The sequence below is a fragment of the Microbacterium sp. No. 7 genome (assembly GCF_001314225.1).
In the GTDB taxonomy this organism is placed as follows: domain Bacteria; phylum Actinomycetota; class Actinomycetes; order Actinomycetales; family Microbacteriaceae; genus Microbacterium.
This window is the reverse complement of the sequence record NZ_CP012697.1, coordinates 53,707-80,200: the sequence shown is the minus strand read 5'-3', so window position 1 is coordinate 80,200 and position 26,494 is coordinate 53,707. Positions and strand designations below refer to the sequence as shown.

The following is a 26,494-nucleotide window of genomic DNA, read 5'->3' as shown; positions in this document are numbered from 1 at the left end:
GGGTTCCTTTCGTCATTGAAAGTCTCGGGAGAAGAGCGATCAGTCGTTCACGTTGGGATTGTTGACGTAGTCGCGCTGCATGGACGCGGGAAGGTATTTCTCCTCCATGCGGCGAATGTCCGCATAACCGGGTCTCACCCACTGATCGCCGACGCCGCCATAGCGCTCCTCGCCGCGGAGCTTCAGCTCGGCGGTCATATACGCGGACACCGGCTCACTGCTGTTCGCCGCCCGAACGTCGAGGAGCATTCGCCAGGCCTCGCCGAGGGCCGGGTAGATGAACGGCGTGACCTCGATGGACTGGCCCATCTCGGACAGCTCCGCCATCGACGGCCGGTCGGTGAGGGTGTAGGAGGGGATGACGTAGGCGGGTCCGGGCGTCTCGGCGAGCGCCGTGCGGATCTGTTCCCACGTGTGCAGGCCTTCGTAGAAGATCACGTCGGCCCCCGTCTCCTCGCGGTAGAGCCTGCCGCGACGGATCGCCTCCTCGAGGCTGCCGCCGCCGGCGCCGTACCCGTCGGTCCGGGCGACGATGACGAAGTCCTCGTCCAGCTCGTCGCGGGCGTCGCACGCGGCGTTCAGCCGGCCGATGGCCTCCTCGTCGGAGACCAGCGCGATCCCGGTCTGTCCCCCGGCCTTCTTCGGCTCGGCCTGGTCCTCGATGTGGATCCCGGCGACGCCCGCGTGGATGTACTCGTGGACCGTCCGGCGGATGCTCGCCGGACCGGGGCCGAATCCCGTGTCGGCATCGCAGAACACCGGGATGTCGACCGACCGGGCCACGCGCTCGCAGTGGGCGACGAACTCGGTCATCGTGAGCAGGCCCACGTCCGGCACGCCGTACCAGTATGCGGAGAGGCCACCCGACACCTCGAACGCCTCGAATCCGGCGGCCTCCGCCATCTGGGCATGGATCGGCATCACGCCGAACGGCATGATCACCGTCTCCGGCCGGGCGAACAATGCTTTCAGCCGCGTGGATTTCTTTACGGACATGCCCATGTGCAGAGACTCCTTCATCGTTGAACGGGGCGCGCACGCGACCTCGCCAGTCACCCTAGGAGCGGCACGATGAATTACGCCAATGCATAATCTTCGCCCCTCCTATCCGATTGCCGCATCGAAGGTGCGAGAGGAACAGAGAATGCGCCGAGAATTCAACCGACGGCTCGGAGCGAGATGTCACAGGAGAGCGCGAATCGCACGAGAATGCGCGCGCCATTCGGCGGCGTCACCGAGCGATGCGGGGCGGCCGGGACCGCGTCACCGCCCGAGGGCCGGAAGCACCTCGGCGCCGAGGAAGTCGACCTGGTCGACGTCACGCAGGTCGAGCAGCTGGAAATGCACCCGGTCGGCGCCGAGCGCGCGCAGTCGGTCGACCTTCGCGGCGATCTCGTCGACGCCGCCCACGATGTTGACGCCGTCGCGGACGTCGGCTCGGCCGACGGCCTCCGCGCGACGTGCGACGTCGGCCTCTGTCGCGCCCGCGAACGTCGGCAGCGCGACCGAGATCTTCATCGTGGCCGGGTCGCGGCCGATCCTCTCGCACGCCGCCCGGATGACGGGGATGCGCTCGGCGACGACCCGCTCGGAGCAGAAGCCGATGTTGAACTCGGTCGCGAACCGTGCCGCGATCTCGGGGGTGCGGCGCGGGCCGCTGCCGCCGACGACCACGGGCACGCGCTCCTGCACCGGCTTGGGCAGGGCCGGCGCATCGACGAGCGTGTAGTGCTCGCCAGCGAAGGAGAAGGTCTCGCCGACCGGCGTGCGCCAGAGGCCGGTGATGACCTCGAGCTGCTCCTCCAGCATCCCGAACCGCTTCGCCGGAAAGGGGATGCCGTACGCGCGGTGCTCCGCCTCGAACCAGCCGGTGCCGAGACCGAACTCGACGCGTCCGCCCGACATCGCGTCGACCTGTGCGACCTGGATCGCGAGGATCGCGGGCACCCGGTGCGTCGCCGACGACACGAGCGTGCCCAGCCGGATGCGCGAGGTCTCGCGCGCGAGACCGGCGAGCGTGGTCCAGGCGTCGGTCGGACCGGGCAGCGGATCGCCCTCGGCCATCCGCATGTAGTGGTCGGAGCGGAAGAACGCGTCGAACCCGTGCCGCTCCGCGGCCAGCGCGAAGGCGAGCTGGTCGTCGTAGCTGAAGCCTTCTTGGGGCTCGGTGAAGACCGTGTACTCCATGCGTCCAGTCTGGCGGATGCCGGGCCGGCGGGCGCCGGCAGACGTGGCGTTCCCGGCGGTGGTCGACCGCGCCTCCCGCGTCGCACCTGCCCGGACAGGTCTCGACGAGTCATGGGCCGCGTTCGACGCCGAGTCTCGACGGCCACCAGATCCTCGGCCCGATGTCGTAGAAGAGCGCCGGAACGAGCAGGGCCCGGACGAGGAAGGTGTCGAGGAGCACGCCGAACGCGACGATGAACGCGAGCTGCAGCAGGAACAGGATGGGGAGGATCGAGAGCGCCGCGAAGGTGGCGGCGAGCACGAGCCCCGCCGACGTGATGACGCCCCCGGTGACGGCGAGTCCGCGGATGATGCCCTCCCGTGTTCCGTGGCGGCGCGCTTCCTCCCGCACGCGGGTGGCGAGGAAGATGTTGTAGTCGATGCCCAGGGCGACGAGGAAGACGAACCCGTAGAGGGGCACCGCCGGGTCTGCTCCGGGGAGGTCGAGGACGCTGTTGAACACGATGGCCGAGACGCCCAGAGCCGTCGCGAACGACAGCACCGTCGTGAGGATGAGGAGGACCGGGGCGACGACCGATCGGAGCAGGAGCATCAGGACGAGGAGGATCACCGCGAGCACGACGGGGATGATCAGGGCACGATCGTGGATCGAGGTGTCCTTGGTGTCGATCGCCGTCGCGGTCACACCGCCCACGAGCGCCTCGGCATCGTTCCGCTCGAACGTCGCTCGCAGGTCTCGCACGGCGCTCTCCGCCGCCTCCGAGTCCGCGGCGTCGGCCAGGGTCGCTTGGAGCATGATCTCGCCGTCGACGACGGTCGGAGCCGGCGTCGGCGTTCCCGGCGGCCCGACCGACCCGATGCCGTCCGCGGTCACCGGAGCCGACCCGGAGACGCTGTCGCGGCTGAGGACGGCAACGTCCTCGATCCCGGGGCTGTCGAGCAGCGCATCCGCGGTCTGGCGGAACGCGTTCTCGGGCGCGAGCACGAAGACGGGGCTTCCGGATCCGCCGGGGAAGTGCGTGCCGAGGGCCTCCTGCCCGTCGCGAGCCTCGGACGAGGCGAGCACGAGGTCGGACTGCGGCACGCCGTCCGCCTGAAGCTGCGTCACGCCGAGCGCGCCCGCGAGCAGCACGATCGTCGTGACGATCCACACCGGGCGGGGGCGGCGTCGGATCAGCTCGCCGACCTTTCGCCACATCCCCCGGGCGGGGAGCCCGTTCTCGGCAGCGACGGCCTCCGGCTCGTAGCGGGGCCGCCGGGGCCAGAACGCGGCCCGGCCGAGCGCGAAGAGGATCGCCGGCAGGAGCGTGAGGGCGGCGAGCATCGCGAACACGATGCCGAGGGATGCCACGGGGCCGAGTGCGCTGTTCGACTTCAGGTCGCTCAGCAGCAGGCAGAGCAGACCCGCGATGACCGTTCCGCCGGAGGCGAGGATCGGCTCGATCGAACCGCGCAGTGCGGCCTTGCTGGCGACCCATCCGTCCTGCTCCACACGGAGTGCTTCGCGGTAGCGGGCGACGTAGAGCAGCGAGTAGTCGGTCGCAGCGCCGATGACGAGGATGAAGAGGATGCCCTGGGTCTGTCCGCTGAGCAGCACGACGCCTGCCTTGGCGAGCCACCAGACCGTCAGCAGGGCGACGGTGAGCGCGAAGACGCTCGTCGCGAGCACGGCGACCGGAAGCAGGAGAGAGCGGTAGACGATCACCAGGATGACGAAGACCGCGATGAGGGCGACGGCGAGGAGCAGTCCGTCGATCCCCGAGAACGCCTGGACGAGGTCGGCGCTGAACCCTGCGGGGCCGGTCACATAGACGGCGATCGAGGGCGGAGCCTCCGCCCGGAGCCGATCGCCGATCTCGGACACGACCTCTCCGATCTCGGCGTCTCCGTCGACGGGCACGAAGACCTCGAGCGCCCGCCCGTCGTCGGAGGGGATCGGCGGCGAGATCCCCTCGCCGACACCGTCGATGCCGGAGAGTGCCGTCACCGCATCCCGCAGATCCTCGATGTCCCCTTCGGTGAGCTCCTGCTCGCCCACGATGACGACCACGGCGGGTATCGCGTCGGAGTCCCGGAACCGGCCGAGCCGCTCCTGCACGCGCGTGGCGTCGGCGGACTCGGGGAGGTACGAGGTCTGGTCGTTCGAGGAGACCTCGTCGACCCTGCCGAAGAAGGGTCCGCCGATCGCCGCTCCGGCGAACCAGACGAGGATGATCAGGGCGGGCAGGGCGACGCGGAGCATCGCGACGATGCGCCGTCGCTCACGACGGCGCTCCGGCGAGGCCGAGGCGGGTACGGTGCGTGACATCTTCATGACGTGAGTCTCCAGGCGTAGATCATGATGAGTGTGACAAGGAATCCGGAGAGGTAGTTGAGGACGATGAAGCGCCGCCACGCCCGAGTGGTCGTCGCCGCCGTGGCGTCCGTGACGGCCACGCAGGGCGCGCAGTTGACGAGGTAGGGCACGGCGATGATCGCCGCGAGCGGCGCCGGCCACGGTGCGGCCAGGACGAGCAGCCCGGCCAGGGTCCAGAGGACGAGCGACAGCCGCACGGTGCGGCGGGCTCCGAGCACGGTCGCGACCGACCCGATGCCCGCCCGACGGTCGGGAACGATGTCCTGGACGGCCCCGAACGCGTGGGCCGCCGTGCCCCAGAGGAAGAACGAGGCGAGCACGAGGATCGTCGCCGCGTCGACCGCCGCTCCGGCGAGCGCGAGCCCGACGACGGCGGGACTGACGAAGTGGGTGCTCGAGGTGATCGAGTCCAGCACGGGGCGCTCCTTGAACCGGAGACGGGGTGCCGAGTAGGCGATGACCGCGAACGTGCTCACGGCGATCGCCGCCCACGACGCCGGTCCTCCCGCCGCCACGAGCACGATCAGGAACGGGAGGTTCGTGACCGCGACCAGCCGGAGCAGGGCTCCGTGGAACGGCGGCGGGAGGAGGGCTCCCTGGATGCCGCCCTTGCGCGGGTTGCCGACGTCGGACTCGTAGTCGAAGACGTCGTTGATCCCGTACATCGCGAGGTTGTAGGGGATGAGGTAGTAGATCGCCCCGATCACGAGGAGCGCGTCGACCTCACGCGTCGTGAGGACCATCGCCGCGGCGAACGGGAAGGCCGTGTTGATCCAGCTCACGGGGCGGGAGGCGACGAACGCCTGGCGCAGCAGCTCTCCCGCAGGGACGACGTCGCGCCGCGTCAGCAGCGCCCAGAGCGCGGGCAGCAGCACGGCGATCGCGAGCGGGTACGCGAAGTCCTCCACGGGCGCCCGCCCGATCACGACCCCGGAGGTGTGCTCGGGGGCGTAGTGGAACAGGTCGAGCGCGATCATGAGGCTGTCGAACACCGCCGTCAGGACGATGAGCGCTCCGATCGTGATCGCGACCGCGGCCCAGCGCACGCCCGGCCTGCCCGCCCGGCCCGCGAGCACCATCCCGACGAGGAGCGCGACGATCAGGAATCCCGCCGACAGCAGCCCGTAGGTCATCGTCCGCCCCGCTCGCGGCGGGCCTCCAGGAGGCGGGCGCTCCCCGTGTAGAGGACCATCGTGCAGAGCACGAGGAAGACGAGGAACACCGGCTCCTCCAGGGGGAGCTCGGGGGCGAGGACGATGCCGGACGCGATCTGCGCCTGCCCGCGGAGGAAGATGCCGGCGGCGATCCCGGCGGCATCCCAGAGCAGCAGGAACGTCACGCCGGCGGCGGTGACGAGGGCGGCAGCGGCGGGCGAACGCCAGAAGAAGAGCCCGAACCGGCGGTCGATGAGCAGCATGCATCCGATGCCGACGAGCAGGCAGCCGAGATACACGAGCCCGCTCACCGCGCAGCCGCCTCGGATCCGATCCGGGGCGCGGTGGGCCCCGGCGAGTGGTCGCGCCGCAGCCGCTTCAGCACGAGCTCCGCGCTGATGAGGCACATCGGAACCCCCACGCCGGGCGCGGTGGTCGCTCCCGCGTAGTAGAGGTTCCGCACCCGCCGAGACTGGTTCTGCGGTCGGAAGAGGGCGCTTTGCCGGAGCGTGTGCGCCGGGCCGAGCATGCCTCCGTGCCAGGAGTGGTAGTCGCGTGCGAAGTCGGCCGGCCCGAGAGTCTCGCGGACGACGATCCGGTCGCGCAGGTCGGGAATGCCGGCCCATCGGGAGATCTGGTCGATGGCGGCATCGACGGCGCGCTCGATCGCCGGAGCGCCGTTCCCCTCGATGCCGCCCGCGCCGAGGCCCGTATCGGCGGGGACGGGGATGAGGATGAACAGGTTCTCGTGATCCGGCGGCGCGACGGCGGGGTCGGTCGCGCTCGGCCGGCACACGTACAGCGATGCGGGCTCGGGCACGTGGGGGGCCTCGCCGAAGATCGCGTCGAAGTTCGCCGCCCAGTCCCGGGTGAAGAAGAGCGAGTGGTGCTCGAGCCGGGGAAGGGCTCCTCTCACCCCCAGGAGCGCGATGATCGCGCCGGGCCCGCTCTCGGCCTTCTGCCACCACGATGCCGGATGGCTCTGCGCCTCGGGCGGGAGCAGCTGCGTCTCGGTGTGATGCAGGTCGGCGGCCGACACGACGACATCGGCGTGCTCGACCCGCTCGGCGCCGCGATCGTCGCGGACGCGGACGCCGTTGACGACGAGATCCCCGCGTTCTCGTCTGGTCAGGATCCGGGTGACGTCGGAGTCCAGGACGATCTCGACGCCGGCACGGGTGGCGAGCTGCTCCAGGCACTGCACGATGCTCCAGAACCCTCCCATCGGGTACAGGACGCCGTCGCCGAGGTCGAGCGCGCTCATCAGGTGATACAACGCGGGCGCGCGGCGCGGATCGGTGCCCAGGAAGACCGCCGGGTATCCGAGCACCTGACGGAGCACCGGGTCTGCGAACCGCCTCGCCACGAAGCGTTCCAGGTCGGTGCCGAGCAGCGATGCCAGCTTCGGCGCGGCCCGCACGACGTCCGCGGTGGCGAGGCTGCGGAGCCTCGTGAACGGGTTGTAGAGGAAGTACCGCCCGGCCAGGCGCGAGGCCTGCTCGGCGGAGGAGAGATACTTCTCCAGGGTCGCGGCGCTGCCCGGCTCGATCGTCTCGAAGCGGCTCATGACGCGTTCTCTGCCGTTCGGGATGTCGGTCACGCGTGCGGGCGCCGCGCCCGCCGGTTCCGAGTACACCCGGTACCCGGGATCGAGGGTGCGCAGATCGAGCTGTTCCCCCGCCGTCGTGCCGAGCAGGGCGAAGAAGTGCTCGAACACCTCGGGCATCAAGTACCAGGACGGCCCGGTGTCGAACCGGAATCCTCCGCGTTCGACGATGCCGGCACGACCGCCCACCCGCCGACCGCGTTCGAGCAGTCGGACGGCGTGCCCTTCGCGGGCGAGCAGCGCGGCGGTGGCGAGACCGGCGATTCCGCCGCCGATCACGATCGTTCGTGTCATCTCGCTCGCTCCCTCATCGCGTCGAGCATCGATCGGGCGATCAGCCAGGACTTCTCCGCGGCCGGAACCCGCACGCGCTGTTCGTACAGGTCGTCCGCCGGGGTGCGCGCGATGCGGTCGGTGAGCCTGCCGAACAATCGCAACGCGGAATCGACGGCGACACGGGCGTCGCCCGGCAGCAGAGGCAGCGCCGCGCGCGCGACGGAGAGCTGCGCGCGGATCTCCGAGACCCAGCGATCCCTGACCCGATCATCGATCCGTCCGTGCTCGCTGAGATAGCTGCGCCCCAGGCGTGCGGTGTCGTCCGCGAGGTCGCGAAGGAAGTTCACGTTCTGGAACGCCGCGCCGAGACGGCGGGCTCCGTGCTCCAGGATGGCGCGCTCCCCCGAGTCGAGCGGCTCGTCCCTGATGAACACGCGCAGGCACATCAGTCCGACGACCTCCGCGGAGCCGAAGACGTAGCGCGCGTGCTCGGCGTCTCCGAAGCCCGGCAAGGATGCGCGTGACGCGTCCGGCGTCTCGTGCTCGTCGGCGGCGAGGTCGGTGCGCATGGACGAGAAGAACGGGCGGGTCAGCTCGTGGCCGATCCCCGCCGCGCGCGCCGTGTGCGCGAAGGCCTGCACGATCGGGTTGCTGCTGTAGCCGGTCCGGATCGCGCGCTCGGTCTCCTCCTCGAGCCGATCGAGGGCCGACCTCTGCTCGTCGAGCGCCATTCCCGCGTCGGCCGTGGCGCCGTCGACGAGCTCGTCGGCGACGCGGACCAGCGAGTAGATGTTCCGGACGTGCGCGCGATGTCTGCGCCCGAGGAGTCGTGTCGCGGTGCCGAACGACGTCGAATACGCGTCGATGATCCTCGCGGCCGCGTTCTCGGACGCGCGCGTGTACCGAACCAGCGGACTCAGCCGGTCGAGTGCGCCGCTCATGACCGACGCGTCTCGAGCTTCTGCATCGTGCGATGGAGGAAGCCGGCGAGGCCGGGGGGAACGGCGGAGTCCGGCGAGACGAGGAGCCAGCGCGCGGCGCGCAGATGCTCTGCGACGAGGGAGCCGACGAACGCCTCCGCTCCGCAGTCGGTGAGGTGTCGTCGCACCGTCATCGCATCGCTCGGGCTGAGCCCGGGGTCGCCGAGGAACCGCTCGATCGTCCGCCAGCTCTCGGTCGTCCGGGCAAAGGCGATGATGGCCGTCTCCTTGCCCTCCCTCAGATCCGATAACGCGTCCTTGCCGTGCTCGGCCGCGTCGCCGAACGCGGAGAGAAGATCGTCCTGCAGCTGGAAGACCACGCCGAGGTGACCGGCCACCCTGCCGAGGGCGTCCTCGGTGCGACGCGACGCCCCCGCGACGATCGCTGCGGCCTTCAACGGCAGCTCGAACGTGTACGTCGCGGTCTTCAGTCGCGTCATGGAGAGCACCGTCTCCAGGTCGGGCGTGATCACGCCGTCGCCGAGCGCGACATCGAGATGCTCGCCGACGATGGACTCGGTGATCGCGTGGTCGAGGAGGTCGAGCAGGCGGATCCGCACCGGCTCGGGCAGCGGTTCGCGCGCGAACGCGTGGTGCGCGTCCGACAGGAGCATGTCTCCCATCAGGATGCCGCTGGTCCGCGCCCAATGGACGTCGTGGTCATCCGCTGACATCGCGCGCCATGTCGCCGGTCGCCGGCTCCCGCGCTCCGCGAGCACGGCACCGACCAGGTTCGGGCGTCCTCGCCTGAGCACGTCGCCGTCGATGACGTCGTCGTGAAGGAGGAAGGAGTAGTGCAGCAGCTCCGTCGCGGCGGCGATCCGAACCGCGGCGGCACGAAGGGGCTCGCTCTGCCCGCCGGCCGGGCAGAGCGCATCGAAGGCCTCCAGGAGCAGACGCGGCCTCAACAGCTTGCCGCCCATGACGCACTGCGCCGCCGTCTTCCACAGGGATGCGAAGAGCGGGCCGTACTTCTCGGCACGGAGCGAACGCGAGTCGAACAGCCTGCGGATCTCCTCCCTCACCTCGTGCTCGACCCGCCGATCCGAGCCGGGATACCGCCGGAGCACCGCCTGATCGGGTGACGGCATGGCGTGTCCTCCCGCTCGAAATTATTTCCATCAGTGTAATACACCCTGAAAGATACAATAACTGAGAGTTGATTATCTACCCATGATCCTCGTACGGGCGTACGATGACGTCCATGCGGGAGAACGACCCTCGGTCACAGCGAGACGAGGTCGCCGACCATCTCTACGACCTGGGCTCCGGCGACCCGACCGGTGAGCTGTTCGATCGATCCACCCTCTCTCCCGACGAGGTCGCGCAGATCAGTCGTCTCATGAAAGCGCTCGTCGATCTCCGAGAGACCGAGCAGGCCATCCTCGACGCCTCCGAGAAGTACATGAAGCTCAGTTCCCAGGACATGCGCGCCCTCCACTACCTCATCGTCGCGAGGAATCGCGGCGAGGTCGTCACGCCCAGCATGATCGCCGCATTCCTGAAGATCTCGCCGGCATCCACGACGAAGCTCCTGAACCGTCTCGAGCGGGGCGGCCACATCACACGACACCTGCACCCGACCGATCGCCGCGCATTCGCCATTCGCATCACTCCGCAGACGGAGGCCTCGGCGAAGCAGACCGTCGGCAGACAACACGCCAAACGCATGCACGCCGCTGTCCGTCTCACGAGCGCAGAACGGGAGATCGTGATCGGATTCCTGCACGACATGGCGCGGGAGATCTCCATGGACAATGCAGACTGGTCGGTGTCGTAGTCGGCCGCTCTCCCGGCATCAGAACGGGCTGCCGCCGAACGCCGTTGCCGCCGGGTGCCTTCCTATACTCGTGCTGTGAGCTCAGGACCCTTGCGTCTGCGTCTGCTGAACGACTACGAGGTGATCGTCGCAGGCCTGAGGGCGATGATCGAGCCGTATGCGGACCGGCTTCGCGTCGTGGAGGAGGACGTGAGGAGCACGGCCGACCGCGCGGTCGACCTCACTCTGTACGACACGTTCGGTGCGCCGCAGGCGGATCAGAGTGAGATCACCGCCGTGCTCGCGGACCCCTTGGCCGGCGCCGTGGTCGTGTACTCGTGGAACACGCAGCCCGCACTGGTGGCGGGGGCCCTCGGCCACGGATGCCGCGGCTATCTGGACAAGCGCCTGGCCGCGGCGGAGGTCGTCGACGCGCTGGAGCGGGTGGGCGCCGGCGAGACCGTCGTGCAGCACCTGGGCGCGGCCGAGGCCGGCGGCCCGGTGCCGCCCGCCACGGACTGGCCGGGACGGCCCGCCGGACTGAGTGTGAGGGAGGCGGAGGTGATCGCTCTGATCACGCAGGGCTTCACGAACGCGGACATCGCGGCGCGCGCCTACATCAGCATGAACTCCCTGAAGACCTATATCCGTTCCGCCTACCGCAAGATCGGGGTCGAACGCCGATCGCAGGCGGTTCGCTGGGGACTCGAGCACGGAATGTCGCCTCGGCGCCCGTCGGAATGCTGAACGATCTCACCCTTTGGGGTGAAGATCCGCGCCGTCACGCCTGTTAGAAAAGTACGAAACTCGGTGAGTGAGTCATCGAGTGAGTCATCCAGCGAGTGATGCAGAAGGAGTCAGCAATGGGTATCGAAGACAAGTTGTCGGCCGCTAAGGACAAGATCGCCGGCAAGGCCGAGGAGCTCATCGGCAAGGCCACGGACGATGACGAGAAAGTCGCAGAGGGCAAAGCGAAGCAGGTGAAAGGCGACGTCACGCAGGCAGCCGAGAAGGTCAAGGATGCCGCGAAGGATCTTCGCGACTGATTCCTCGCTCATGCCGTGACACCGGCATGAGCGACCCGTCCCCATCGACCGATCCACGCAGAAACGAGTACCGACAGTGAGCTTCTTGGGATTTCTTCTCCTCGGCCTGATCGCCGGAGCGATCGCAAAGCTGATCCTCCCCGGACGGCAGAGAGGCGGCTGGATCGCGACCCTGCTGCTCGGCGTCGTCGGGGCGCTGGTGGGAGGCTGGCTCGGCAGCCTGCTGTTCGATGCGAACCTCCAAGACTTCTTCTCCCTCCAGACGTGGCTCCTGGCCATCGGCGGATCGATCGTCGTTCTGCTCGTCTACGGCCTGATCGTGGGACGCCGTGGCGCCGACTCGCCGTGATCGAGCACGCTCCGGAACGAGGCCGCGGTGCCGCAGAACATCATTCGACGCGAGGAGGAGCACCTGTATGCCACGCAGCCTCTGGGTGATGCGGGCCGCCGTCTCAGCGCAGCCCTCCTGAGGCTGCGACGTGCCGAGCAGGCTCAAGAGGCCGTCGCCTTGCGGACGTCGGGGCTCTCGCCACTCGATCAGCGGGCGTTGAGGTATCTGATCCAGGCGGGCAGGGAGGGAAGGAACCTCAGTCCGAAGGACCTCATCGGCATGCTCGGCACGTCCAGCGCGACCGTGACGAACGTCGTCGACCGCCTCGTCGAGAGGGAGTGCGTCGAGCGGGTGAACCACCCCACCGACCGCCGAGCACGCTACCTGAAGGCGACGGACGTCGCCGTCAGGCTCGTCGACGGAACAATCGGGGTGCACCACAGCCGCTTGGTGGCGGCGATCGACCGCATCAGCGACGAACAGGCCGAGATCGCGGCGGAGGTGCTGACGCAGATCACGGAGGGGCTGGAGTAGCGCCCCGTCGATCAGAACCCGAGTCCCCGCAGCCACGCGAGCAGGTCATCGCCGCGCTCGGCGACGCTCTCGGGGCTCCATCGGCCCAGCTCCCGCGCGTCGACCAGCCGGCCGTCGCGCAGGTAGACCACGCGGTCGCCGCGCACGGCGCACGCCGGGTCGTGGGTCACCATGACGACGGTGGTGCCGTCGCGGTGCGCATCGGTCAGCGCGTCCATGACCTCGGCCGTCATCCGGCTGTTGAGCGCGCCGGTGGGCTCGTCGGCGAACAGGATGGACGGCGCGCACACGAGCGCGCGGCAGATCGACGCGCGCTGCAGCTGGCCGCCCGAGACCTGCGTGATCCCGTGGGTCTTGACGTGGTCGATGCCGAACCGCTGCATGAGGGCGTCGGTGCGCGCGATCGCGGCATCCCTGTTCTTCGGAGCATCCCTGTTCTTCGAGGCGGCCCTGTTCCTCCGGACGGATGCGAGGGCCGGCAGCAGGATGTTGTCGCGCAGGCTCAGATTGTCGAGCAGATGGGCCTGCTGGAAGACGAAGCCCATCTGCGTGAGCCGCACCCTGCTCATCTCCGCCTCGCTCAGCGAGGTCAGCTCGCGTCCGTCGAGCAGCACGACGCCGCTCGTGGGACGGTCCATCCCGCTGATGCAGTACAGCAGCGTCGACTTGCCCGAGCCGGAGGCGCCCATCACGACGAGGAACTCGCCGTCGCGGACCGCCAGGTCGATGCCGTCCAGCACCCGGGTCGGCGGATCGGTGGAGGTGTGCGTCTTCGTCAGGCCGCGGCTCTCCAGCACGATCTCGTGTGCCTGTGCCTGTGCCTGTGCCGAGTCGGTTCGTGCCGTGCCGGCTTCTGTCATCGGTGCTCCCATGATCGGTGTCCTTCCGGTCGCTGCGGTTGTGGGTGGGGTCGTCACGACAGCCAGGCGCTCCTGTCGGCGCGGCGCAGCCGCATCGTGAGCAGGACGGCGCCGAGGTATCCGGCGCCGACGAGGACGAGCGGATACGTCACGTACACCAGCCACGGGGCCGGGATCAGCGTGAGGTCGGCGAGACCGAGTCCGGCGAACGAGAGCAGTCCGCCGACCAGCGATTCGCCGAGGGACGCCGTGAAGAGCAGTCCCAGCAGCGTGCCGGTCACGACCATGAGCATGGTCTTGCCGCGCACCTGCGCGATGATCTCGCGGGCCGAGAAGCCGATCGCGGACAGCACCCCCGTCTTGCGGCGGTCGCGCGCGAGGCGCAGGCTCAGGAACAGGCCGGTGATCAGGATCGCGATGCCGGTGCCGAACGCGAAGGCGAGCGCGGCCGCGCCGCGGAGGACGCCGGTGACGTGCCCGAGCGTCTGCCGCACGTACTCCTGCATCGGGACGACGGCGATCGACGGGAACCGCTCGCCGTACTCGGCGGCGACGGCCGCGGGGTCGACGCCGTCGGCGACGTCGGCGTAGAGCACGTAGCCCGCGGCATCCCGAGTGACCTCGCCCTGCATCTTCGCGGTGTGCCCGCCGCCGGTGACGTCCTGGTAGACGCCGCTGACGACGTGCTCGGTCGCCTCGCCGTCGATGCGGACGATCAGCGTGTCGCCGGGCCCCACCCGGTGCTTGTCGGCGTTCAGGACCGACACGGCGATCTCGCCGTCGGCCGGGCGCACGCCCCGCACGAAGTCGACCGTGCCGCCGGAGTAGTCGCCGACCTCGACGCGCAGCGTCTCCGGCCCCTCCTCCCCGTCGACCTCGGCGAGCACGTTCGCGAAGACGCGCACGTCGGTGACGCGGTCGTCGCCCTCGAACCTAGCGACGACGTCCGCGCGCACCGCGTCGACGTCGTCGGAGAACTGCACGTCGGCGCGCACGTCGCTCTCGGGCGCCCCCATGTACGTCACGAAGCGCGGGCTCTCGAAGGTGCTGAGCAGGTTCGTCGGCAACGCGACGAGCGTCGCCACGAGGAAGAACACCGCCGGGAGCAGCGCCCACTGACGCCCCTCCGCGCGGAGATCCAGCAGGGCCAGGCGCCGGTTGACGTCGCCGTCGCGACCGGTCGCGAGGCTCGATCGCCGCACGCGCCGCGCCGCGCGTCTCGCCGCGCGAGCGGCCTGCCGCTCCGTGAGCGTGCTGCCGTGCACGAGCGCGTTCACGACCTCGAGCCGGCGCACGCCGCGGAGCACCCCGCGACAGATCGCGACGACGAGCACGTACACCAGCAGCAGCGCCGCCGCCGGGACGAGGAACGTCCACGGGGTCGGCCGGGCGGCGGCGTAGTTCGCGGCGACGTCGTGGGTCAGCAGGCCGGTCGCGACGATCGCGAGCAGACCGCCCACGATGCACGCGACGAACGTCATGGCGCGGTACTTGGACAGGTACAGTCGCGAGATCTGCGCGGCGGGCAGGCCGATCGCCTTCATCGCCCCGATCTGACGGACCTCGTCGTGGATCGTCCCGCGGATCACGAAGCGCAGGTTCAGCAGCGCGATGGCGATGAGCAGCAGGCTCCCGAACACCAGCGTCACCGCGACCAGGCCGTCGCTGAACACGTTGATGAGGCGGATCATCTCGTAGGTGACGGCCTGCCCGTTCTTGGGCAGCGCGTCATCGGCCTCGTACGCGGCCTGCAGGTCCGACGCCCCGGCGGGGTCGTCCAGCAGGTACTCGACGATGATCTCGGGGTCGCCGCCGCCCGCGCCCAGGGCATCCCGATCGGTCGGCGACACGACGAAGCGCGTCGCCGACGAGAGCGACGACGCCATCTGCGCGTCGCGCACGAAGCCCCGGACGGCGAGCTCGTGGATGCCGTCGTCGCTGCGCACGCGCAGCGCGTCGCCGGCCTGCAGGCCGAACCGCTGCCGATAGGCGACCGGCGCGTACACCTCGCCCGGGGCGGGGTCGGCGATCGCGCCCGACTCGTCGATCAGGAAGTCGAAGTCGGGGTTCTGCGCGACGAACAGATTGTCGATCAGGCTGTCGGACAGATCGCCGCCCTCGCCGGTCGACGGTCGGTCCCACGCGATGGCGGCACCGTCGAAGCCGTAGAGCTGCACGACGGTCCAGGCGTCGATCCCGGGGTGCTCGGCCGCGAAGGCGTCGAGCGCAGCGGCGTCGTGGTCGCCCCGGTGCATCTGCAGGAGATGCGGCGGCTGGGCCTGGGCGAAGAGCGCGTCGACCGAGCCGGCGAGGCGCTCGATCACCATCGCCCCGGTGGCCATCAGGAAGGCGCTGAGCACGAGGACCACGGCGAGGGCGAGGTTCACGCCCTTGTTCTTCACGAGATCGTTGCGGGCGTGCCGCAGCATCAGGGACTCGCTGCTGCTCATGACGGGCTCCGAACTCTGGGGGGACCGTGGCGAGCCGGCGAGACCGTCATCCCCGCTCGACACTGCGGATGAGAGAAACATACCGGTCGACCGGCTTTTTGTCGAGACAGATGTGAGAAGCCCGGAATCTCCGGGCGATGAGAGGCGCGATCGGTCTCAGGAAGGCCGGGCAGGCGACAGGCCCGCGCGCAGCAGGCCCCACATCCCCTCGACCCGACCCTGGAGGTCGTCCAGCCCGGAGGCGACGAGCGACACCGTCTGCAGCCCCGTGAACGCGGCGACGAGGAATCGCGCCAGCTGCGCCGGATCGACGTGCGCGGCCAGCTCGCCGCGCGCACGAGCCCTCGCCGCCACGTCGGCGACCAGCCGCTCCCACGTCTCATAGGTCTCGGAGATGACCTCGTCCCGGCCCTCGCCGCGCTCCACCGCCAGACGCATCGCCGCGCGCAGCGTCGGGTCGTCGACGAGTCGCTGGGCGAGCCCCTTCGTCATGCTCTCCAGCAGGTCGAGGTGGTCGCCGTCGTGTGCGCGCACGGCGTTCTCGAGCTGGGCGTTCGCGTCCTGCTGCGCCTGGATCATCGCGGACGCCAGGGCGGTCTTGGACGGGAAGTGGAAGTACAGGGCCCCCTTGGTCACCCCCGCCCGCGCGGCGATCTCGGAGAGGCTCGCGCCGGCGAAGCCGTGCGCGACGAAGACGTCCGCGGCGGCGCGCACGATCGCGCGACGGGTCTCCACAGCGCGTGCCTGCATCGTCATCGCGACCTCCAGCAAGGGGACTCGGCCCGGGCGATCGGGGCCACTGCCTATTCTGTACCGCGCTCTGTTCTCCGCCGCACTGGCGAGCGGGATGCCCAGCGCGGCCGCCCTTGCCCGTCAGCGCCGGAGTTGACACGTCAACATCGCCCCCGATCCCGCCACCGGCATCCCGCGCTCGGAGGCGCAGCGCATCCGGGACACCATCCGGGTCGCGAAGGCCGCCGACCAGTCGGGGCTGGATGTGTTCGCGTTCGGCGAGCACCACAACCCGCCGTTCGTGGCATCCGCGCCCCCGGTGCTGCTGGCCTACATCGCGGCGGAGACCGAGAACATCCTGCTGTCCACCTCGATCACCCTGATCACGACGAACGATCCGGTGAAGATCGCCGAGGACTACGCGTTCCTCCAGCACGTCGCCGACGGTCGCCTGGATCTCATGCTCGGTCGCGGGAACACGGTGCCGGTCTACCCGTGGTTCGGACAGAGCATCCGCGAGGGAGTCCCGCTCGCGTTGGAGAACTACAACCTGCTGCACCGCCTCTGGCGGGAGGACGTCGTGGACTGGGAAGGGAAGTACCGCACGCCCTTGCAGGGCTTCACCGCGACCCCGCGGCCGCTGGACGGGGTACCGCCGTTCGTGTGGCACGGGGCGATCCGCACCCCGGAGATCGCCGAGCAGGCCGCGTTCTACGGCAACGGCTACTTCGCGAACCACATCCTCGCGCCGAACTTCCACTTCACACCGCTGGTGGACTTCTACCGGCAGCGGTTCGAGCACCACGGGCACGGCCGCGCGCAGGACGCCATCGTGGGCCTGGGCGGGCAGGCCTTCTCGCGGCGAGGTCCCAGGACGCCTACACGCGGTTCCGGCCGTACTTCGAGTCGTACCCGATGTTCCAGGGCACGACCCTGGAACAGGTCGCCGAGGGCACTCCGCTGTCGGTCGGATCGCCGCAGGAGGTGATCGACAAGACCCTCACCTTCCAGGAGGGGTTCGGCGACTACCAGCGACAGCTGTGGGCGATCGACATCGGGTCGATGCCGGTCGAGGTCGCACTGGAGCAGGTCGAGCTGCTCGCCACGGAGGTCGTGCCGGTCCTGCGCAGGGAGATGGCCGGCCGCCGGGCGCCGGGCGTGCCGGACGCTCCGACCCACGCCACGCTCGTCGCGGCGGCGTACGGAGACGGAGAGACGCGGCAGGCCCGCCCGCGACCGAACACGGGCGACAACACCTCGGGACCGCTGCCGTATCTCGACAGCGACCCGGCCAGGCCCGCGCGGATGCCGAGGTTCGCATGAGCCTCGGGGAGGCCCCGTTCCGGATCGTCGGGATCAGCGCCGGCACGAGTGAGCCCTCTGATTGAGGCGCTGCAGCGAAGTCGTTACAATCCGCCTATGGGCTTCGCGGAAGAAGCAGAATCCGGGTCCACGTCGCCGTCCCCCCGGTTCGATCAGGACCTCCTCTCCTCGTTCGACTTTCGCCAGCTGTTCTACTTCTGCGCCGTGGTCGACCATCTCTCGTTCTCCCGCGCCTCGGAGTCGCTGCACGTCGCCCAGCCCTGGCTGTCGGCGCAGGTGCGCCGATTGGAGGAACGCGCGGGACGTGCGCTCGTCGAGCGCTCGTCGCCGCTCCGCCTGACCGAGGCCGGGGCCGCGCTGTACGTGCGTGCCGACCGGTTGCTCCGCGAGGCGAAGTCCGTCGCGGGGACGCTGAAGGGCATCAAGGAGCGACCGTCCGGAGAGCTCATGCCGGCCGAGATGGACACGCCTCGTTGCGAGCTCACGATCTACTCGCTCCAGATGCCGATCCAGGCGACCGGGCTCGACGTGCTCACGGAGTTCGCCGCCGATGTCGAGATGCGCATCGACACGACGATCAACCACACCGGCACGGTGGAACGCGTGCGTCTGGGGCTCTGCGACGTCGCTCTGTGCCTCGGACCGATAGCGGCGGGTGGGCTGCGGCGCCTCCTCGTGCACGCAGAGCCCCTGGTCGTCGTGATGGACGCCGCCGATCCCTTGGCGCAGCGATCCACGCTCACCCTCCGCGACCTCGCCAATCGCAGGGTCGGTGCCCCGCCGCGCAGTCTTCACCCCCAGCTGTACGACCACGTCTACGGTGCCATGCAGAAGTCGGGCACAGAGGTCGTGTCCGTCCCGAACACCACCATGCGGAACACCCTCCTCGCGGCCGCCGGCGGGGAGAACCTCGTGCTCTCCCCGATCTCCAGCACCGTACGCCTTCCCGACGGCTTGGTCAGCCGACCGCTCGGGCCGCGCCCGATCTTCATCGGAGTGTGGTGGATCATGGCCGAGCACACGATCAATCGGAATGCCGAGCTGCTGTGGAAGATCCTGCAGTCTCGCCACCACCAGCCGACGCAGCTGGGCATGTGACGACCGCCCCCATCACGGCTCCGGCGAAGTCCCCCCGGTCGCGAGGAGGTGGCCAGCCCCGGGGACGGTGCGTCCCCGGGGCTGGCCACCTCCTCTGCCGAGCTACTCCTGCTCGTCGATGACGACGAGGACCTCACCCACCGGAACATCATCGTCGACCTCGCCGATGAGCTCCCTCACCGTGCCGGCGGCGGGGGCCGTGACGGTGTCGCTGGCCTTCGCGGTCTCGATCTCGACGAGCCCATCGCCCGCTGCCACCTCGTCGCCGACGGACACCAGCCACTCGACGATCGTGCCTTCGCTCATACCCATGCCCCACTGCGGGAGCGTCACCTTGATCGGCATCAGCCGAGCGCCTCTGCCCTCGTGAAGACCCCGCGGACCGCCGCGAGCACCTTCTCCTTGTTCGGCAGGATCTCCCTCTCCAACTCCGGGCTGAACGGAACCTGCATGTCAGGTGCGGTGACGCGCACGGGCACTGCCTTGAGATCCTCGAAGCAGTTCTCGATCACCCGCGTGACGATCTCGCTCGCCGCGCCGCAGGTTCGGAAGGCGGGATCGACCACGACGAGCCGGCCGGTCTTCCGCACCGAGGCGAAGATCGCATCCCAGTCCATCGGCACCAGGGTGCGGGGGTCGATGACCTCGGCAGAGATGCCGTCCTTGTCGAGCTCCTTCGCCGCCTGCTCGGTGTACCGCACGGCTGCGGCGATGGCGATGATCGTCACGTCGGTGCCCTCCCGCTTCACGGCGGCTTTGCCGAGCGGCACGAAGAAGTCCTCGTCGTCGGGGACCTCGTCGCGGGCGCCCCAAAGAGGCTCTTCGGAATTAGGGGTGTAGTTGGGGTCTGAATCCTCCGGCTTCGAGCAGGCTTCTTGCGATGTAGTTCGTGAGGTTCCGGAAGCCGAGCGCGGAGCCGCGGAGGTGTTCAAGTCGTCCGTTGATCGCCTCCGTTGGGCCGTTCGAGGTGCCGGGCCGATCGAAGAACGCGAGCACGTCGGCGGCGCGCTGCTTGAGGGTGCGGCCGAGCTTGCGGATCTCGACGAGCGCGGCAGGAACCCCGGTGCTGACCGCGTCGATCAGGGTCTGCATCATCTGCTTGCCATTCTTCTTGTCGGGTTCGCGATACGCGGCGATCATGCGCTGGTAGATGCCCCAGGTCGCTTCGACCTCGACGTGCTCCTCGGTCGCGAACAGCGCCTCCAGCCGAGCGCGTTGCCGGTCGGTGAGTAGCTTGTCGCCGGTGTGCAGGGTGCGGCGCGCCTGATAGAGCGGGTCGCCCTTCATCCCGCGGTGTCCGTGTAGATCCTGCTGAACGCGGCGGCGACACACATCGAGCGCATCGCCGGCGAGACGGACCACATGGAACGGATCCATCACCGGGACCGCGTCGGGCAGCTCTTCGGCGGCGGCCGTCTTGAAGCCGCTGAACCCGTCCATCGCGACCACCTCGATCCGCTTGGACCACTCCTTGGGCCGTGCCGCGAGCCACTGCTTGAACACGGCCTTCGAACGGCCCTCGACCATGTCCAGCAGCTGGGCCGGGCCTGTCTTCTCGCGGGCGGGCGTGAGGTCGATGATCACGGTCACGTACTTGTCGCCGTACCGGGTGTGACGCCAGACATGCTCATCGACGCCCAGGGTCGTGACCCCGTCGAACCGGCCGGGAGCGTCGATCAGACGACGCCGACCCTCGGCGAGAATCGCACTGTTCGCGGTATGCCAGGACACCCCCAGACCGGCCGCGGCGCGGGTCACCGTGAGATGGTCGACCACGATCGCCGTCAGCGCCCACCCGAGCCCGCCACGCGAGATCTTCGCCCGCGGCGCGGCGGCCTTCGTGGTGTCCTGCCGCCACGTCTTCCCGCAGTGCGCGCACCGGTAGCGGCGCACCCGGACCAGCAGTGTCGTGGGCCGGTGCCCGAACGGCTCATGCGCGAGCCGACGCACCACGGTGTCTCTCGGGACGCCTTCCGCGCCGCACTTCCGGCACCAGGGATCGTTCTCGACGACGCGGCACTCGATCACCGCCCGATCCGCCTCGAGATGTTGACCTACAGCCTCGAGGCCGAGCTCGTCGAGACGGCAGAACGTGGTCAGGCAGGGCGCGGCGAAGGTAGTTTGGAGCACGTCGAGGTCTTTCGGATGGGCAGTGTAGGAACTTCCATCCTGGAAGACCTCGACGCCTATCCGGCAATCGACCCGCGAACCTCGACTACACCCTCAACTGCGAAGAGCCCCCAAAGATTCCCGTCCTCGAAGACCAGCACGGGATCGGGTTCCCTGATCGCCGCCTTGATCAAGCCCTTGGCATCCGCCGCGCTCGCTGGTGCAACGATCTTCAGGCCGGGGACGTTCATGAACATCGGATAGGGGCGGTCGGTGTGATGCGCCGCTTGCGAGCCGCCGTAGTACATGGTCGCGCGGATGACGAGTGGAAGATCGGCCTGACCGCCGAACATATAGCGGCTCTTTGCCGCCTGGTTCACGATCTGATCCGCAGCGGAGTACAGGAAGGTGGAGAAGGTGATGTCGAGCACGGGCCTCAGCCCGGCCAGCGCCGCCCCGACGGCGGTGCCGACGTTGGCGGCCTCTGAGATGGGGAGATTCCTGATGCGCGAGCCGAACTCCTCTACGGGGTAGACGCCGTAGGTACCGCTTCGTATGTCCTGGCCCATCGTGAACACGGAGTCGTCGCGTCGCATCTCCTCGACGATTCCGGCGTTGATAGCAGCGAGGTAGGTCATTTTCGTCATGGTGAATGGGGTTCCTTTCGGAGTTCAAACCGGGATGGGGTTGGCGTAGAGATCCTCGTATGCGCTCGACACGTCGGGCAGCGGGCTCTGCTCTGCGAAGCGGACAGCCTCGGCGACCTCCGCCGTGACCTCTTCGGTGATCGTGTCGACTCGAGCTGCAGAGAGCGCCCCCGTCTTGATGACCTTCTCCGTGAACAGCTTGATCGGGTCGCGCGCGAGCCACGCCTGCACCTCCTCGTCGGTCCGGTAGGGGGCGAGGCTGAACTCCACGCCGCCGAACTCCGCGTGGTGGCGATAGCGGTAGGTCTTCACGTCGAGCAACGTCGGCCCCTCCCCGGCCCGAGCGCGTTCGACGGCACGCGTCGTCGCCTCGAACACCGCCTGCACGTCCTGCCCGTCGACGATCTCGTACGGCACGTCGTAGGCCACGCCGCGGACGCCGATATCCTCGACGGCGGTGACTTCGGCGGCTGGCGTCGTCACGCCGTAGCCGTTGTTCTCGCAGAGAAAGATGACCGGCAGCTTCCATACCGATGCCAGGTTGAGCGACTCGTGGAAGAGTCCGTTGTTGGCGGCACCATCGCCGAAGTACGTGAGCGCGACCTGGTCGCTGCCACGCAGCTGGGCGCTGAGTCCGGCGCCCACGGCGATCGGCATGCCTGCGCCGACGATGCCGGACTCACCGAGGCTGCCCACCGAGAAGTCGGCCAGATGCATCGAGCCGCCATGTCCCCGGCAGACGCCGGTGGCCTTGCCGAAGAGCTCGGCCATGAGGGGGTTGAGGTCGGCGCCTCGCCCGATCGGGTGTCCGTGAGATCGGTGATTGCCGAGCGTGTAGTCGTCCGGGTTCAGAGCGAGCCCCGAACCGGCGACCTCCGCTTCCTGGCCGATCGTGAGGTGTATCCCACCCGGGATCTTGCCTTCGTTGAACAGTCTCAGCGCCTGCTCGTCGAAGATCCGGATACGGAGCATCACGCGAAGGGCTTCCTCGTCATTGAGTGTCGACATCTTTGTCCTCTCGATTGGTGTTCGGTGCCCCGAACACGCGTAGTCCAACAGGTGGATGCAGCGCCGGGCGGCACTTAGACCAAAGGCGTCTAGGCACTCCCGAGCGGAGCAGACGCCGTGGGAGCGGACAGCCAGGTCTCGTAGGCCTGGAGGAACCGTGCGCCGGTCGCACCGTCGAGAGCCCGGTGATCCGCCGTCAGCGTGACGGCCGCTGTCTGCCGCCAGTCCAGCGCACCGCCGTCGGACGGCACGGGCACCCGTCGCGTGGTGCCGATGGCGATGATCGCCGCCTCTGGCGGGTTCACGATCGCGTCGAATCGGGTGACGCTCGTCATCCCGAGGTTCGAGATGGTGAACGTGCCTCCGGTCACGTCATCGATCGCGAGCTCGCCCCGACGGGCCCGCAGGACCAGCTCTCGTCGGCGATCGCTGATCTCCGTCAGGGTCAAGAGGTCGGCATCCCTGATCACCGGGACGATCAGCCCGGCGTCCGTGGCCACGGCGACGCCGATGTGCGCACGGTCGAACATGATCACGTGCCCATCGCCGACATGGACGTTGACGTCTGGAACCTGCCGGAGCGCGTGGGCAGCGGCAGCGATGAAGCAGTCGGTCAGCGTCACTCCCTCCCGTTCCGATGAGAACCGGAGCACCGCCGTCACATCGGGCTCGACGGTGAGGTGGAACATCGGCGCCTCCCAGGCCGCCACCATCCGCTTCGCCGCTGTCCGCCTGATGCCGCGCAGCCTGACCAGCGTGCCCTCGGGGTTCGGGGATTCGGCATTCTGGGTCTCCGTCATGACACTCCTTCGTCCGTGACGCCCTCGGTCGGGGCGATCGAATGAAGGCTCGCAGTCACGACCGCGTTCGCCGAGACTCAGACGTGTTTCGACTACCGGTCGCTGCTCGGACGCATGAACGGCCGTCGCCGGATGGGCGACTCAACGCGTCGGCGTTCCCATCCGCCACTCCATGGGCTCGGGCGCCGTCGCGCGGGAACGGTCATCGGCTCACCGCGGTCGGCTGCCGGGTGGCCGGGGCAGACCGAGGTTCTCTCGCAGGGTGGTGCCCTCGTACGCGGTCCGGTAGATTCCACGCCGTTGCAGTTCTGGGATCACCAGTCGCCCGAACGCCTCGATCGGTCCCCGGAGATAGGGGAACCCGATCGCGAAACCGTCCGCGGCACCCGCGTCGAGCCAGTTCTCGATGATGTCCGCGATGTCGGTGGCGGTGGCCGCGAGGATGCTGGGGCGCTGCTGCTCCGCCGGGCTCAGCAGGGCCGCGAACTCGCGTACCCGCGACTCGGCTTCAGCGCGGGTGTCTGCGACGAGGACGGCGGGGAACACGGCGAGCACGAGGAGGCTGTCGGGATCGCGGCCATGCGCTGCAGCACGCCTCCGGAGGTCCTCGCGAGTCTCCTTCGCCTGCCAGCCACCGCCGGGAGCGAGCGCCAGATCGGCCTCACGTGCAGTGAGCTCGCGACCTTCCTCGCTCATCCCCGCCTGGAGGATGACGGGGTGGCCTTGCGGTGGGCGGGTGATATCCAGCATCCCCGATACCTGGAAGTGCTTTCCGCGATGATCGAGGTGCCGGGCTTTGGCCAGGTCGACTGTCTGGCGGCCCTCCTGGTCGGTGGTGATCGCCTCATCGCCGACACTGTCCCACAGTTCCTTGACGATCGCGACGAACTCGTCGGCGATCTCGTACCGGATCGGTGAGCGCAGCATCCGCGGATCGATGCCGAAGTTGCGCGCTTCGGTCTCGAAGCGGGAGGTGACGACGTTCCAACCGGCGCGACCCGCGGAGAGATGGTCGAGCGATGCCAGCAGCCGTGCCAGCGAGGAGGGCTGGGTCAGGCTGGTCGAAGCGGTGGTGATGAGCCCGATGCGACTGGTCGCAGCCGCGACGGCGGCGAGGAGCAGTGTCGGGTCCGGCGAGTCGTTGACCATCGAGTCGTGCTGGTGCATCTCGTCCGGCCCCGGCATGACCCCGGTGGTCTCACCGATGAACACCGCGTCGAAAAGGGCGTTCTCCAACTCCCGGACGGCGTCGATGAACGCACGGGCGTCGGTTGCCGGTCGGGCCGGGGCGCTCGGGTGCCGCCATCCGCGCAGATGGGAGCCGGTCGAGTGGGTCGCGGCGATGAGGTGCGCCTGCTTCTTCGTGCTCACCTGGCATTCCTCTCAGGTCGGGACAGGCCGAGGACGTCGCGCAGGGTGGCGCCTTCGGTCGGGGCGAAGCGGCCCCGTCGGGCAAGCAGCGGCAGGACTTCGTTCAGGAAAGGGTCGGCGTCGGCGGGGCTGGACGGAAGACTCACAGCGAACCCGTCCGCGGCCCCGGCCTGATGCCACGCGCTGATCCGGTCGGCGACCTGTTCGGGTGTGCCGATGAGGAACGCCGCGCTCGCGTCTGCCGCGTCGCCGAGGGGCGATGCGCGCAGCTCGTCTCGCAGCGTCGTCGCCTCAGCCTCGGTGGAGGCGACGACGGGAGTGATCCTCGGCCACATCTGAACGTTCATCGGGCCCGTGCGAGCGGCGCGGAGTGAGTCGGCAAGCCGCGCCCGGGTCGCGAGCGCGGCATCGATCGATCGATCTTCGGTGAGGACGACGTCGGCGGATCGGTCTGCGAATGCTCGCGCCGCCGGGTTCCCGATCGTGTGGAAGATGACGGGGTGACCTTGGGGCGATCGTGACAGGTTCAGCGGGCCGGCGACCTGGAAGTGCGTGCCGGCGTGATCGAGCGGGCGTCGCCCGCCGGGCCGGAAGTACAGTCCAGAGGACTTGTCGGCGACGAGGGCGTCATCGGCGTAGCTGTCCCAGAGGCCGCGCACGACCGCCAGGAACTCGTCCGCGAGCTCATCGCTGTCGGGATGTGCAGCGTGCGCGCCTCGGGCGAAGCCGCCTGGGGCTTTCCACACGGCGTTGGCGTTGATGTTCCAGCCGGCTCTGCCGCCGGAGATGTGGTCGAGGGTGGCGAGGCGACGAGCGACGTGGAAGGGCTCGTTGACGTCCGTCGTCGTCGGCACGAGCCCGATCCTCTCGGTGAGTGCCGCGAGGGCGGACGCGAGAGTCAGGGGCTCGAAGGAGACCGCCTGCGTGGTCCGAGCCGGCGGGCCGAACCGGTCGCTCGTCGCGAAGCCGTCATCCCCGAGGATCAGCGCGGAGAACCCTGCATCCTCCAGCCGACGTGCGTATGCGGCGATTGCGGCAAGCCCCTGCTCATGCCTGAGCTGCGGCGACGGATCGCGCGAAGGTGCAGGGCCGACGCCGGGCGGGAGCACGATCGACGCGAACCTGAGTGTGCGCGCGGCGGTCATGCGACCGGCGTGAACTGTGCGGGCATCGGGTCTCCTCTTCGTGAAACGGGGAGTATCCCCACTTGTTGCCACTACACTAAACGGAGAAGTCCCCGTTTCACAAGAAGAAGGTGTCCGATGCCCGAGCGGACTCAGCGCGCCGACGCACGTCGCAACTACGACCTGCTCGTGAACGCGGCACGCGAGGCGATCGGTCAGAACGGCACGGACATCGCCATGGACGACATCGCCCGGCGGGCGGGCGTGGGCAGCGGCACGCTGTACCGCCATTTCCCGACCAGGCACGCACTCCTGGTGGCGGCCTATTCCGGTGTCGCGGAGGAGTATGCGGAAGTCGGGCGTCGGTTGCTCGCGGAGTATCGCGATGGTCGCGCGTTGCGCGCGTGGCTGAGCTTCCTGGCGTCGAGCATCGCCGAATGCCGAGGGCTTGCGATCGCCGCCCTGACCACCGGGACGGAGAGCACCACGCCCACGTGCGCGTTCCATGAGGAGCTCCAGAAGACAGCGGCCTTCCTGCTCGCCGATGCCCGAGAGCACGGGAAAGCTCGCCCGGACATCACCGCCGCGGACCTTCTGACGCTCGCGAATGCGATCGCCGGCGCCTGCGAGGCCGATCCGAAAGCAACCGAGCGTCTGCTCGACCTCGCGTATGCGGGAGTCGCTCCGCGCTGAGCACCTCGTCACGGGGAAACCGCTCCCCGCTTGGCGGCAGCAAAGAACCC

At 69.1% G+C, this 26,494-nt stretch carries 26 protein-coding genes and 1 pseudogene; 8 read left to right on the top strand and 19 right to left on the bottom strand.

Features of this window, described 5'->3' with window-relative positions:
• Positions 1-39: 39 nt before the first annotated feature.
• From AOA12_RS00355 to AOA12_RS00320, 8 genes are all read right to left on the bottom strand, one after another.
• Positions 40-1,002 carry an isocitrate lyase/PEP mutase family protein gene (locus AOA12_RS00355; protein ID WP_054678576.1) on the bottom strand — a complete coding sequence of 321 codons (963 nt, stop codon included), beginning with the start codon at positions 1,000-1,002 and terminating at the stop codon, positions 40-42.
• Between the two features lie 261 nt (positions 1,003-1,263).
• Complete coding sequence (locus AOA12_RS00350; protein ID WP_054678573.1) at positions 1,264-2,187, bottom strand: LLM class F420-dependent oxidoreductase; 924 nt, start codon at positions 2,185-2,187, stop codon at positions 1,264-1,266.
• A 109-nt stretch (positions 2,188-2,296) separates the two neighbouring features.
• The gene (locus tag AOA12_RS00345; protein WP_054686725.1) at positions 2,297-4,495 is read right to left on the bottom strand and encodes an MMPL family transporter; all 2,199 of its coding nucleotides are present in this window, start codon (positions 4,493-4,495) and stop codon (positions 2,297-2,299) included.
• A 2-nt stretch (positions 4,496-4,497) separates the two neighbouring features.
• Positions 4,498-5,676: a prenyltransferase gene (locus tag AOA12_RS00340; protein ID WP_054678570.1), complete on the bottom strand. Its 1,179-nt coding sequence runs from the start codon at positions 5,674-5,676 to the stop codon at positions 4,498-4,500.
• A complete protein-coding gene (locus tag AOA12_RS00335; protein WP_257720149.1) occupies positions 5,673-6,008 on the bottom strand; it encodes a lycopene cyclase domain-containing protein in 336 nt (111 codons plus the stop codon). The genes AOA12_RS00340 and AOA12_RS00335 overlap by 4 nt, the downstream gene beginning before the upstream one ends.
• Entirely contained in the window at positions 6,005-7,597 is a 1,593-nt protein-coding gene (gene crtI, locus AOA12_RS00330) for a phytoene desaturase family protein (protein WP_054678567.1), read from the bottom strand. The genes AOA12_RS00335 and crtI overlap by 4 nt, the downstream gene beginning before the upstream one ends.
• Positions 7,594-8,520 (bottom strand): phytoene/squalene synthase family protein, encoded by a 927-nt coding sequence (locus AOA12_RS00325; protein ID WP_054678564.1) that lies wholly within the window; start codon positions 8,518-8,520, stop codon positions 7,594-7,596. The genes crtI and AOA12_RS00325 overlap by 4 nt, the downstream gene beginning before the upstream one ends.
• Positions 8,517-9,650: a polyprenyl synthetase family protein gene (locus AOA12_RS00320; protein WP_082405825.1), complete on the bottom strand. Its 1,134-nt coding sequence runs from the start codon at positions 9,648-9,650 to the stop codon at positions 8,517-8,519. Before AOA12_RS00320 ends, AOA12_RS00325 begins: the two co-directional genes overlap by 4 nt.
• 113 nt (positions 9,651-9,763) lie before the next feature.
• On the opposite strand from AOA12_RS00320, the gene AOA12_RS00315 reads away from it, so the two are divergent.
• From AOA12_RS00315 to AOA12_RS00295, 5 genes are all read left to right on the top strand, one after another.
• Positions 9,764-10,339 carry a MarR family winged helix-turn-helix transcriptional regulator gene (locus tag AOA12_RS00315; RefSeq protein ID WP_054678562.1) on the top strand — a complete coding sequence of 192 codons (576 nt, stop codon included), beginning with the start codon at positions 9,764-9,766 and terminating at the stop codon, positions 10,337-10,339.
• Positions 10,340-10,414: 75 nt separating this feature from the next.
• A complete protein-coding gene (locus AOA12_RS00310) occupies positions 10,415-11,065 on the top strand; it encodes a response regulator transcription factor (protein WP_054678559.1) in 651 nt (216 codons plus the stop codon).
• Positions 11,066-11,181: 116 nt separating this feature from the next.
• Positions 11,182-11,364, top strand: coding sequence for a CsbD family protein (locus AOA12_RS00305; protein ID WP_054678557.1), 183 nt, complete (start codon positions 11,182-11,184; stop codon positions 11,362-11,364).
• Between the two features lie 76 nt (positions 11,365-11,440).
• Positions 11,441-11,713, top strand: a complete 273-nt coding sequence (locus AOA12_RS00300) for a GlsB/YeaQ/YmgE family stress response membrane protein (RefSeq protein ID WP_054678554.1) — start codon at positions 11,441-11,443, stop codon at positions 11,711-11,713.
• Positions 11,714-11,740: 27 nt separating this feature from the next.
• On the top strand, positions 11,741-12,229 hold the full coding sequence (locus AOA12_RS00295; RefSeq protein WP_054678551.1) for a MarR family winged helix-turn-helix transcriptional regulator: 489 nt from the start codon (positions 11,741-11,743) through the stop codon (positions 12,227-12,229).
• An 11-nt stretch (positions 12,230-12,240) separates the two neighbouring features.
• On the opposite strand, the gene AOA12_RS00290 is transcribed toward AOA12_RS00295, so the two are convergent.
• The 3 genes from AOA12_RS00290 to AOA12_RS00280 form a co-directional block, all read right to left on the bottom strand.
• The gene (locus AOA12_RS00290) at positions 12,241-13,089 is read right to left on the bottom strand and encodes an ABC transporter ATP-binding protein (protein WP_054678548.1); all 849 of its coding nucleotides are present in this window, start codon (positions 13,087-13,089) and stop codon (positions 12,241-12,243) included.
• A gap of 53 nt (positions 13,090-13,142) precedes the next feature.
• Positions 13,143-15,539 (bottom strand): FtsX-like permease family protein, encoded by a 2,397-nt coding sequence (locus tag AOA12_RS00285; RefSeq protein WP_054678545.1) that lies wholly within the window; start codon positions 15,537-15,539, stop codon positions 13,143-13,145.
• Between the two features lie 156 nt (positions 15,540-15,695).
• The gene (locus AOA12_RS00280) at positions 15,696-16,295 is read right to left on the bottom strand and encodes a ScbR family autoregulator-binding transcription factor (protein WP_082405824.1); all 600 of its coding nucleotides are present in this window, start codon (positions 16,293-16,295) and stop codon (positions 15,696-15,698) included.
• Positions 16,296-16,437: 142 nt separating this feature from the next.
• Between AOA12_RS00280 and AOA12_RS00275 the strand changes: the two are divergent.
• Positions 16,438-17,594, top strand: a pseudogene (locus AOA12_RS00275) (CE1758 family FMN-dependent luciferase-like monooxygenase).
• Positions 17,595-17,690: 96 nt separating this feature from the next.
• Positions 17,691-18,692, top strand: coding sequence for a LysR family transcriptional regulator (locus AOA12_RS00270; protein WP_054678542.1), 1,002 nt, complete (start codon positions 17,691-17,693; stop codon positions 18,690-18,692).
• Between the two features lie 102 nt (positions 18,693-18,794).
• Here AOA12_RS00270 and AOA12_RS00265 read toward each other — a convergent pair whose 3' ends face one another.
• From AOA12_RS00265 to AOA12_RS00230, 8 genes are all read right to left on the bottom strand, one after another.
• Positions 18,795-19,037, bottom strand: coding sequence for a biotin/lipoyl-containing protein (locus tag AOA12_RS00265; RefSeq protein ID WP_054678538.1), 243 nt, complete (start codon positions 19,035-19,037; stop codon positions 18,795-18,797).
• A complete protein-coding gene (locus AOA12_RS00260) occupies positions 19,037-19,462 on the bottom strand; it encodes a transketolase C-terminal domain-containing protein (protein ID WP_054678533.1) in 426 nt (141 codons plus the stop codon). Before AOA12_RS00260 ends, AOA12_RS00265 begins: the two co-directional genes overlap by 1 nt.
• A 58-nt stretch (positions 19,463-19,520) precedes the next feature.
• On the bottom strand, positions 19,521-20,822 hold the full coding sequence (locus AOA12_RS00255) for an ISL3 family transposase (RefSeq protein WP_054678531.1): 1,302 nt from the start codon (positions 20,820-20,822) through the stop codon (positions 19,521-19,523).
• A gap of 56 nt (positions 20,823-20,878) precedes the next feature.
• Positions 20,879-21,439, bottom strand: a complete 561-nt coding sequence (locus AOA12_RS00250; protein ID WP_197281018.1) for a hypothetical protein — start codon at positions 21,437-21,439, stop codon at positions 20,879-20,881.
• Between the two features lie 33 nt (positions 21,440-21,472).
• Positions 21,473-22,420, bottom strand: coding sequence for a thiamine pyrophosphate-dependent dehydrogenase E1 component subunit alpha (locus AOA12_RS00245; protein ID WP_156366326.1), 948 nt, complete (start codon positions 22,418-22,420; stop codon positions 21,473-21,475).
• Between the two features lie 125 nt (positions 22,421-22,545).
• Positions 22,546-23,256, bottom strand: a complete 711-nt coding sequence (locus AOA12_RS00240) for a 2-oxo acid dehydrogenase subunit E2 (RefSeq protein ID WP_054678525.1) — start codon at positions 23,254-23,256, stop codon at positions 22,546-22,548.
• Positions 23,257-23,466: 210 nt separating this feature from the next.
• Positions 23,467-24,627, bottom strand: a complete 1,161-nt coding sequence (locus tag AOA12_RS00235) for an NtaA/DmoA family FMN-dependent monooxygenase (protein WP_054678519.1) — start codon at positions 24,625-24,627, stop codon at positions 23,467-23,469.
• On the bottom strand, positions 24,624-25,772 hold the full coding sequence (locus AOA12_RS00230) for an LLM class flavin-dependent oxidoreductase (protein WP_054678516.1): 1,149 nt from the start codon (positions 25,770-25,772) through the stop codon (positions 24,624-24,626). The genes AOA12_RS00235 and AOA12_RS00230 overlap by 4 nt, the downstream gene beginning before the upstream one ends.
• A gap of 117 nt (positions 25,773-25,889) precedes the next feature.
• On the opposite strand from AOA12_RS00230, the gene AOA12_RS23455 reads away from it, so the two are divergent.
• Positions 25,890-26,444, top strand: coding sequence for a TetR/AcrR family transcriptional regulator (locus tag AOA12_RS23455; protein WP_054678513.1), 555 nt, complete (start codon positions 25,890-25,892; stop codon positions 26,442-26,444).
• Positions 26,445-26,494: the final 50 nt, after the last annotated feature.

What these genes read in the sequence shown, in the direction of transcription:
- AOA12_RS00355 (WP_054678576.1), bottom strand. Translation starts at nt 1,002, where the DNA reads ATGGGCATGTCCGTAAAGAAATCCACGCGGCTGAAAGCATTGTTCGCC.
- AOA12_RS00350 (WP_054678573.1), bottom strand. Translation starts at nt 2,187, where the DNA reads ATGGAGTACACGGTCTTCACCGAGCCCCAAGAAGGCTTCAGCTACGAC.
- AOA12_RS00345 (WP_054686725.1), bottom strand. Translation starts at nt 4,495, where the DNA reads ATGTCACGCACCGTACCCGCCTCGGCCTCGCCGGAGCGCCGTCGTGAG.
- AOA12_RS00340 (WP_054678570.1), bottom strand. Translation starts at nt 5,676, where the DNA reads ATGACCTACGGGCTGCTGTCGGCGGGATTCCTGATCGTCGCGCTCCTC.
- crtI (WP_054678567.1), bottom strand. Translation starts at nt 7,597, where the DNA reads ATGACACGAACGATCGTGATCGGCGGCGGAATCGCCGGTCTCGCCACC.
- AOA12_RS00325 (WP_054678564.1), bottom strand. Translation starts at nt 8,520, where the DNA reads ATGAGCGGCGCACTCGACCGGCTGAGTCCGCTGGTTCGGTACACGCGC.
- AOA12_RS00320 (WP_082405825.1), bottom strand. Translation starts at nt 9,650, where the DNA reads ATGCCGTCACCCGATCAGGCGGTGCTCCGGCGGTATCCCGGCTCGGAT.
- AOA12_RS00315 (WP_054678562.1), top strand. Translation starts at nt 9,764, where the DNA reads ATGCGGGAGAACGACCCTCGGTCACAGCGAGACGAGGTCGCCGACCAT.
- AOA12_RS00305 (WP_054678557.1), top strand. Translation starts at nt 11,182, where the DNA reads ATGGGTATCGAAGACAAGTTGTCGGCCGCTAAGGACAAGATCGCCGGC.
- AOA12_RS00290 (WP_054678548.1), bottom strand. Translation starts at nt 13,089, where the DNA reads ATGACAGAAGCCGGCACGGCACGAACCGACTCGGCACAGGCACAGGCA.
- AOA12_RS00285 (WP_054678545.1), bottom strand. Translation starts at nt 15,539, where the DNA reads ATGAGCAGCAGCGAGTCCCTGATGCTGCGGCACGCCCGCAACGATCTC.
- AOA12_RS00280 (WP_082405824.1), bottom strand. Translation starts at nt 16,295, where the DNA reads ATGACGATGCAGGCACGCGCTGTGGAGACCCGTCGCGCGATCGTGCGC.
- AOA12_RS00270 (WP_054678542.1), top strand. Translation starts at nt 17,691, where the DNA reads ATGGGCTTCGCGGAAGAAGCAGAATCCGGGTCCACGTCGCCGTCCCCC.
- AOA12_RS00265 (WP_054678538.1), bottom strand. Translation starts at nt 19,037, where the DNA reads ATGCCGATCAAGGTGACGCTCCCGCAGTGGGGCATGGGTATGAGCGAA.
- AOA12_RS00250 (WP_197281018.1), bottom strand. Translation starts at nt 21,439, where the DNA reads ATGACCTACCTCGCTGCTATCAACGCCGGAATCGTCGAGGAGATGCGA.
- AOA12_RS00245 (WP_156366326.1), bottom strand. Translation starts at nt 22,420, where the DNA reads ATGCTCCGTATCCGGATCTTCGACGAGCAGGCGCTGAGACTGTTCAAC.
- AOA12_RS00240 (WP_054678525.1), bottom strand. Translation starts at nt 23,256, where the DNA reads ATGACGGAGACCCAGAATGCCGAATCCCCGAACCCCGAGGGCACGCTG.
- AOA12_RS00230 (WP_054678516.1), bottom strand. Translation starts at nt 25,772, where the DNA reads ATGACCGCCGCGCGCACACTCAGGTTCGCGTCGATCGTGCTCCCGCCC.
- AOA12_RS23455 (WP_054678513.1), top strand. Translation starts at nt 25,890, where the DNA reads ATGCCCGAGCGGACTCAGCGCGCCGACGCACGTCGCAACTACGACCTG.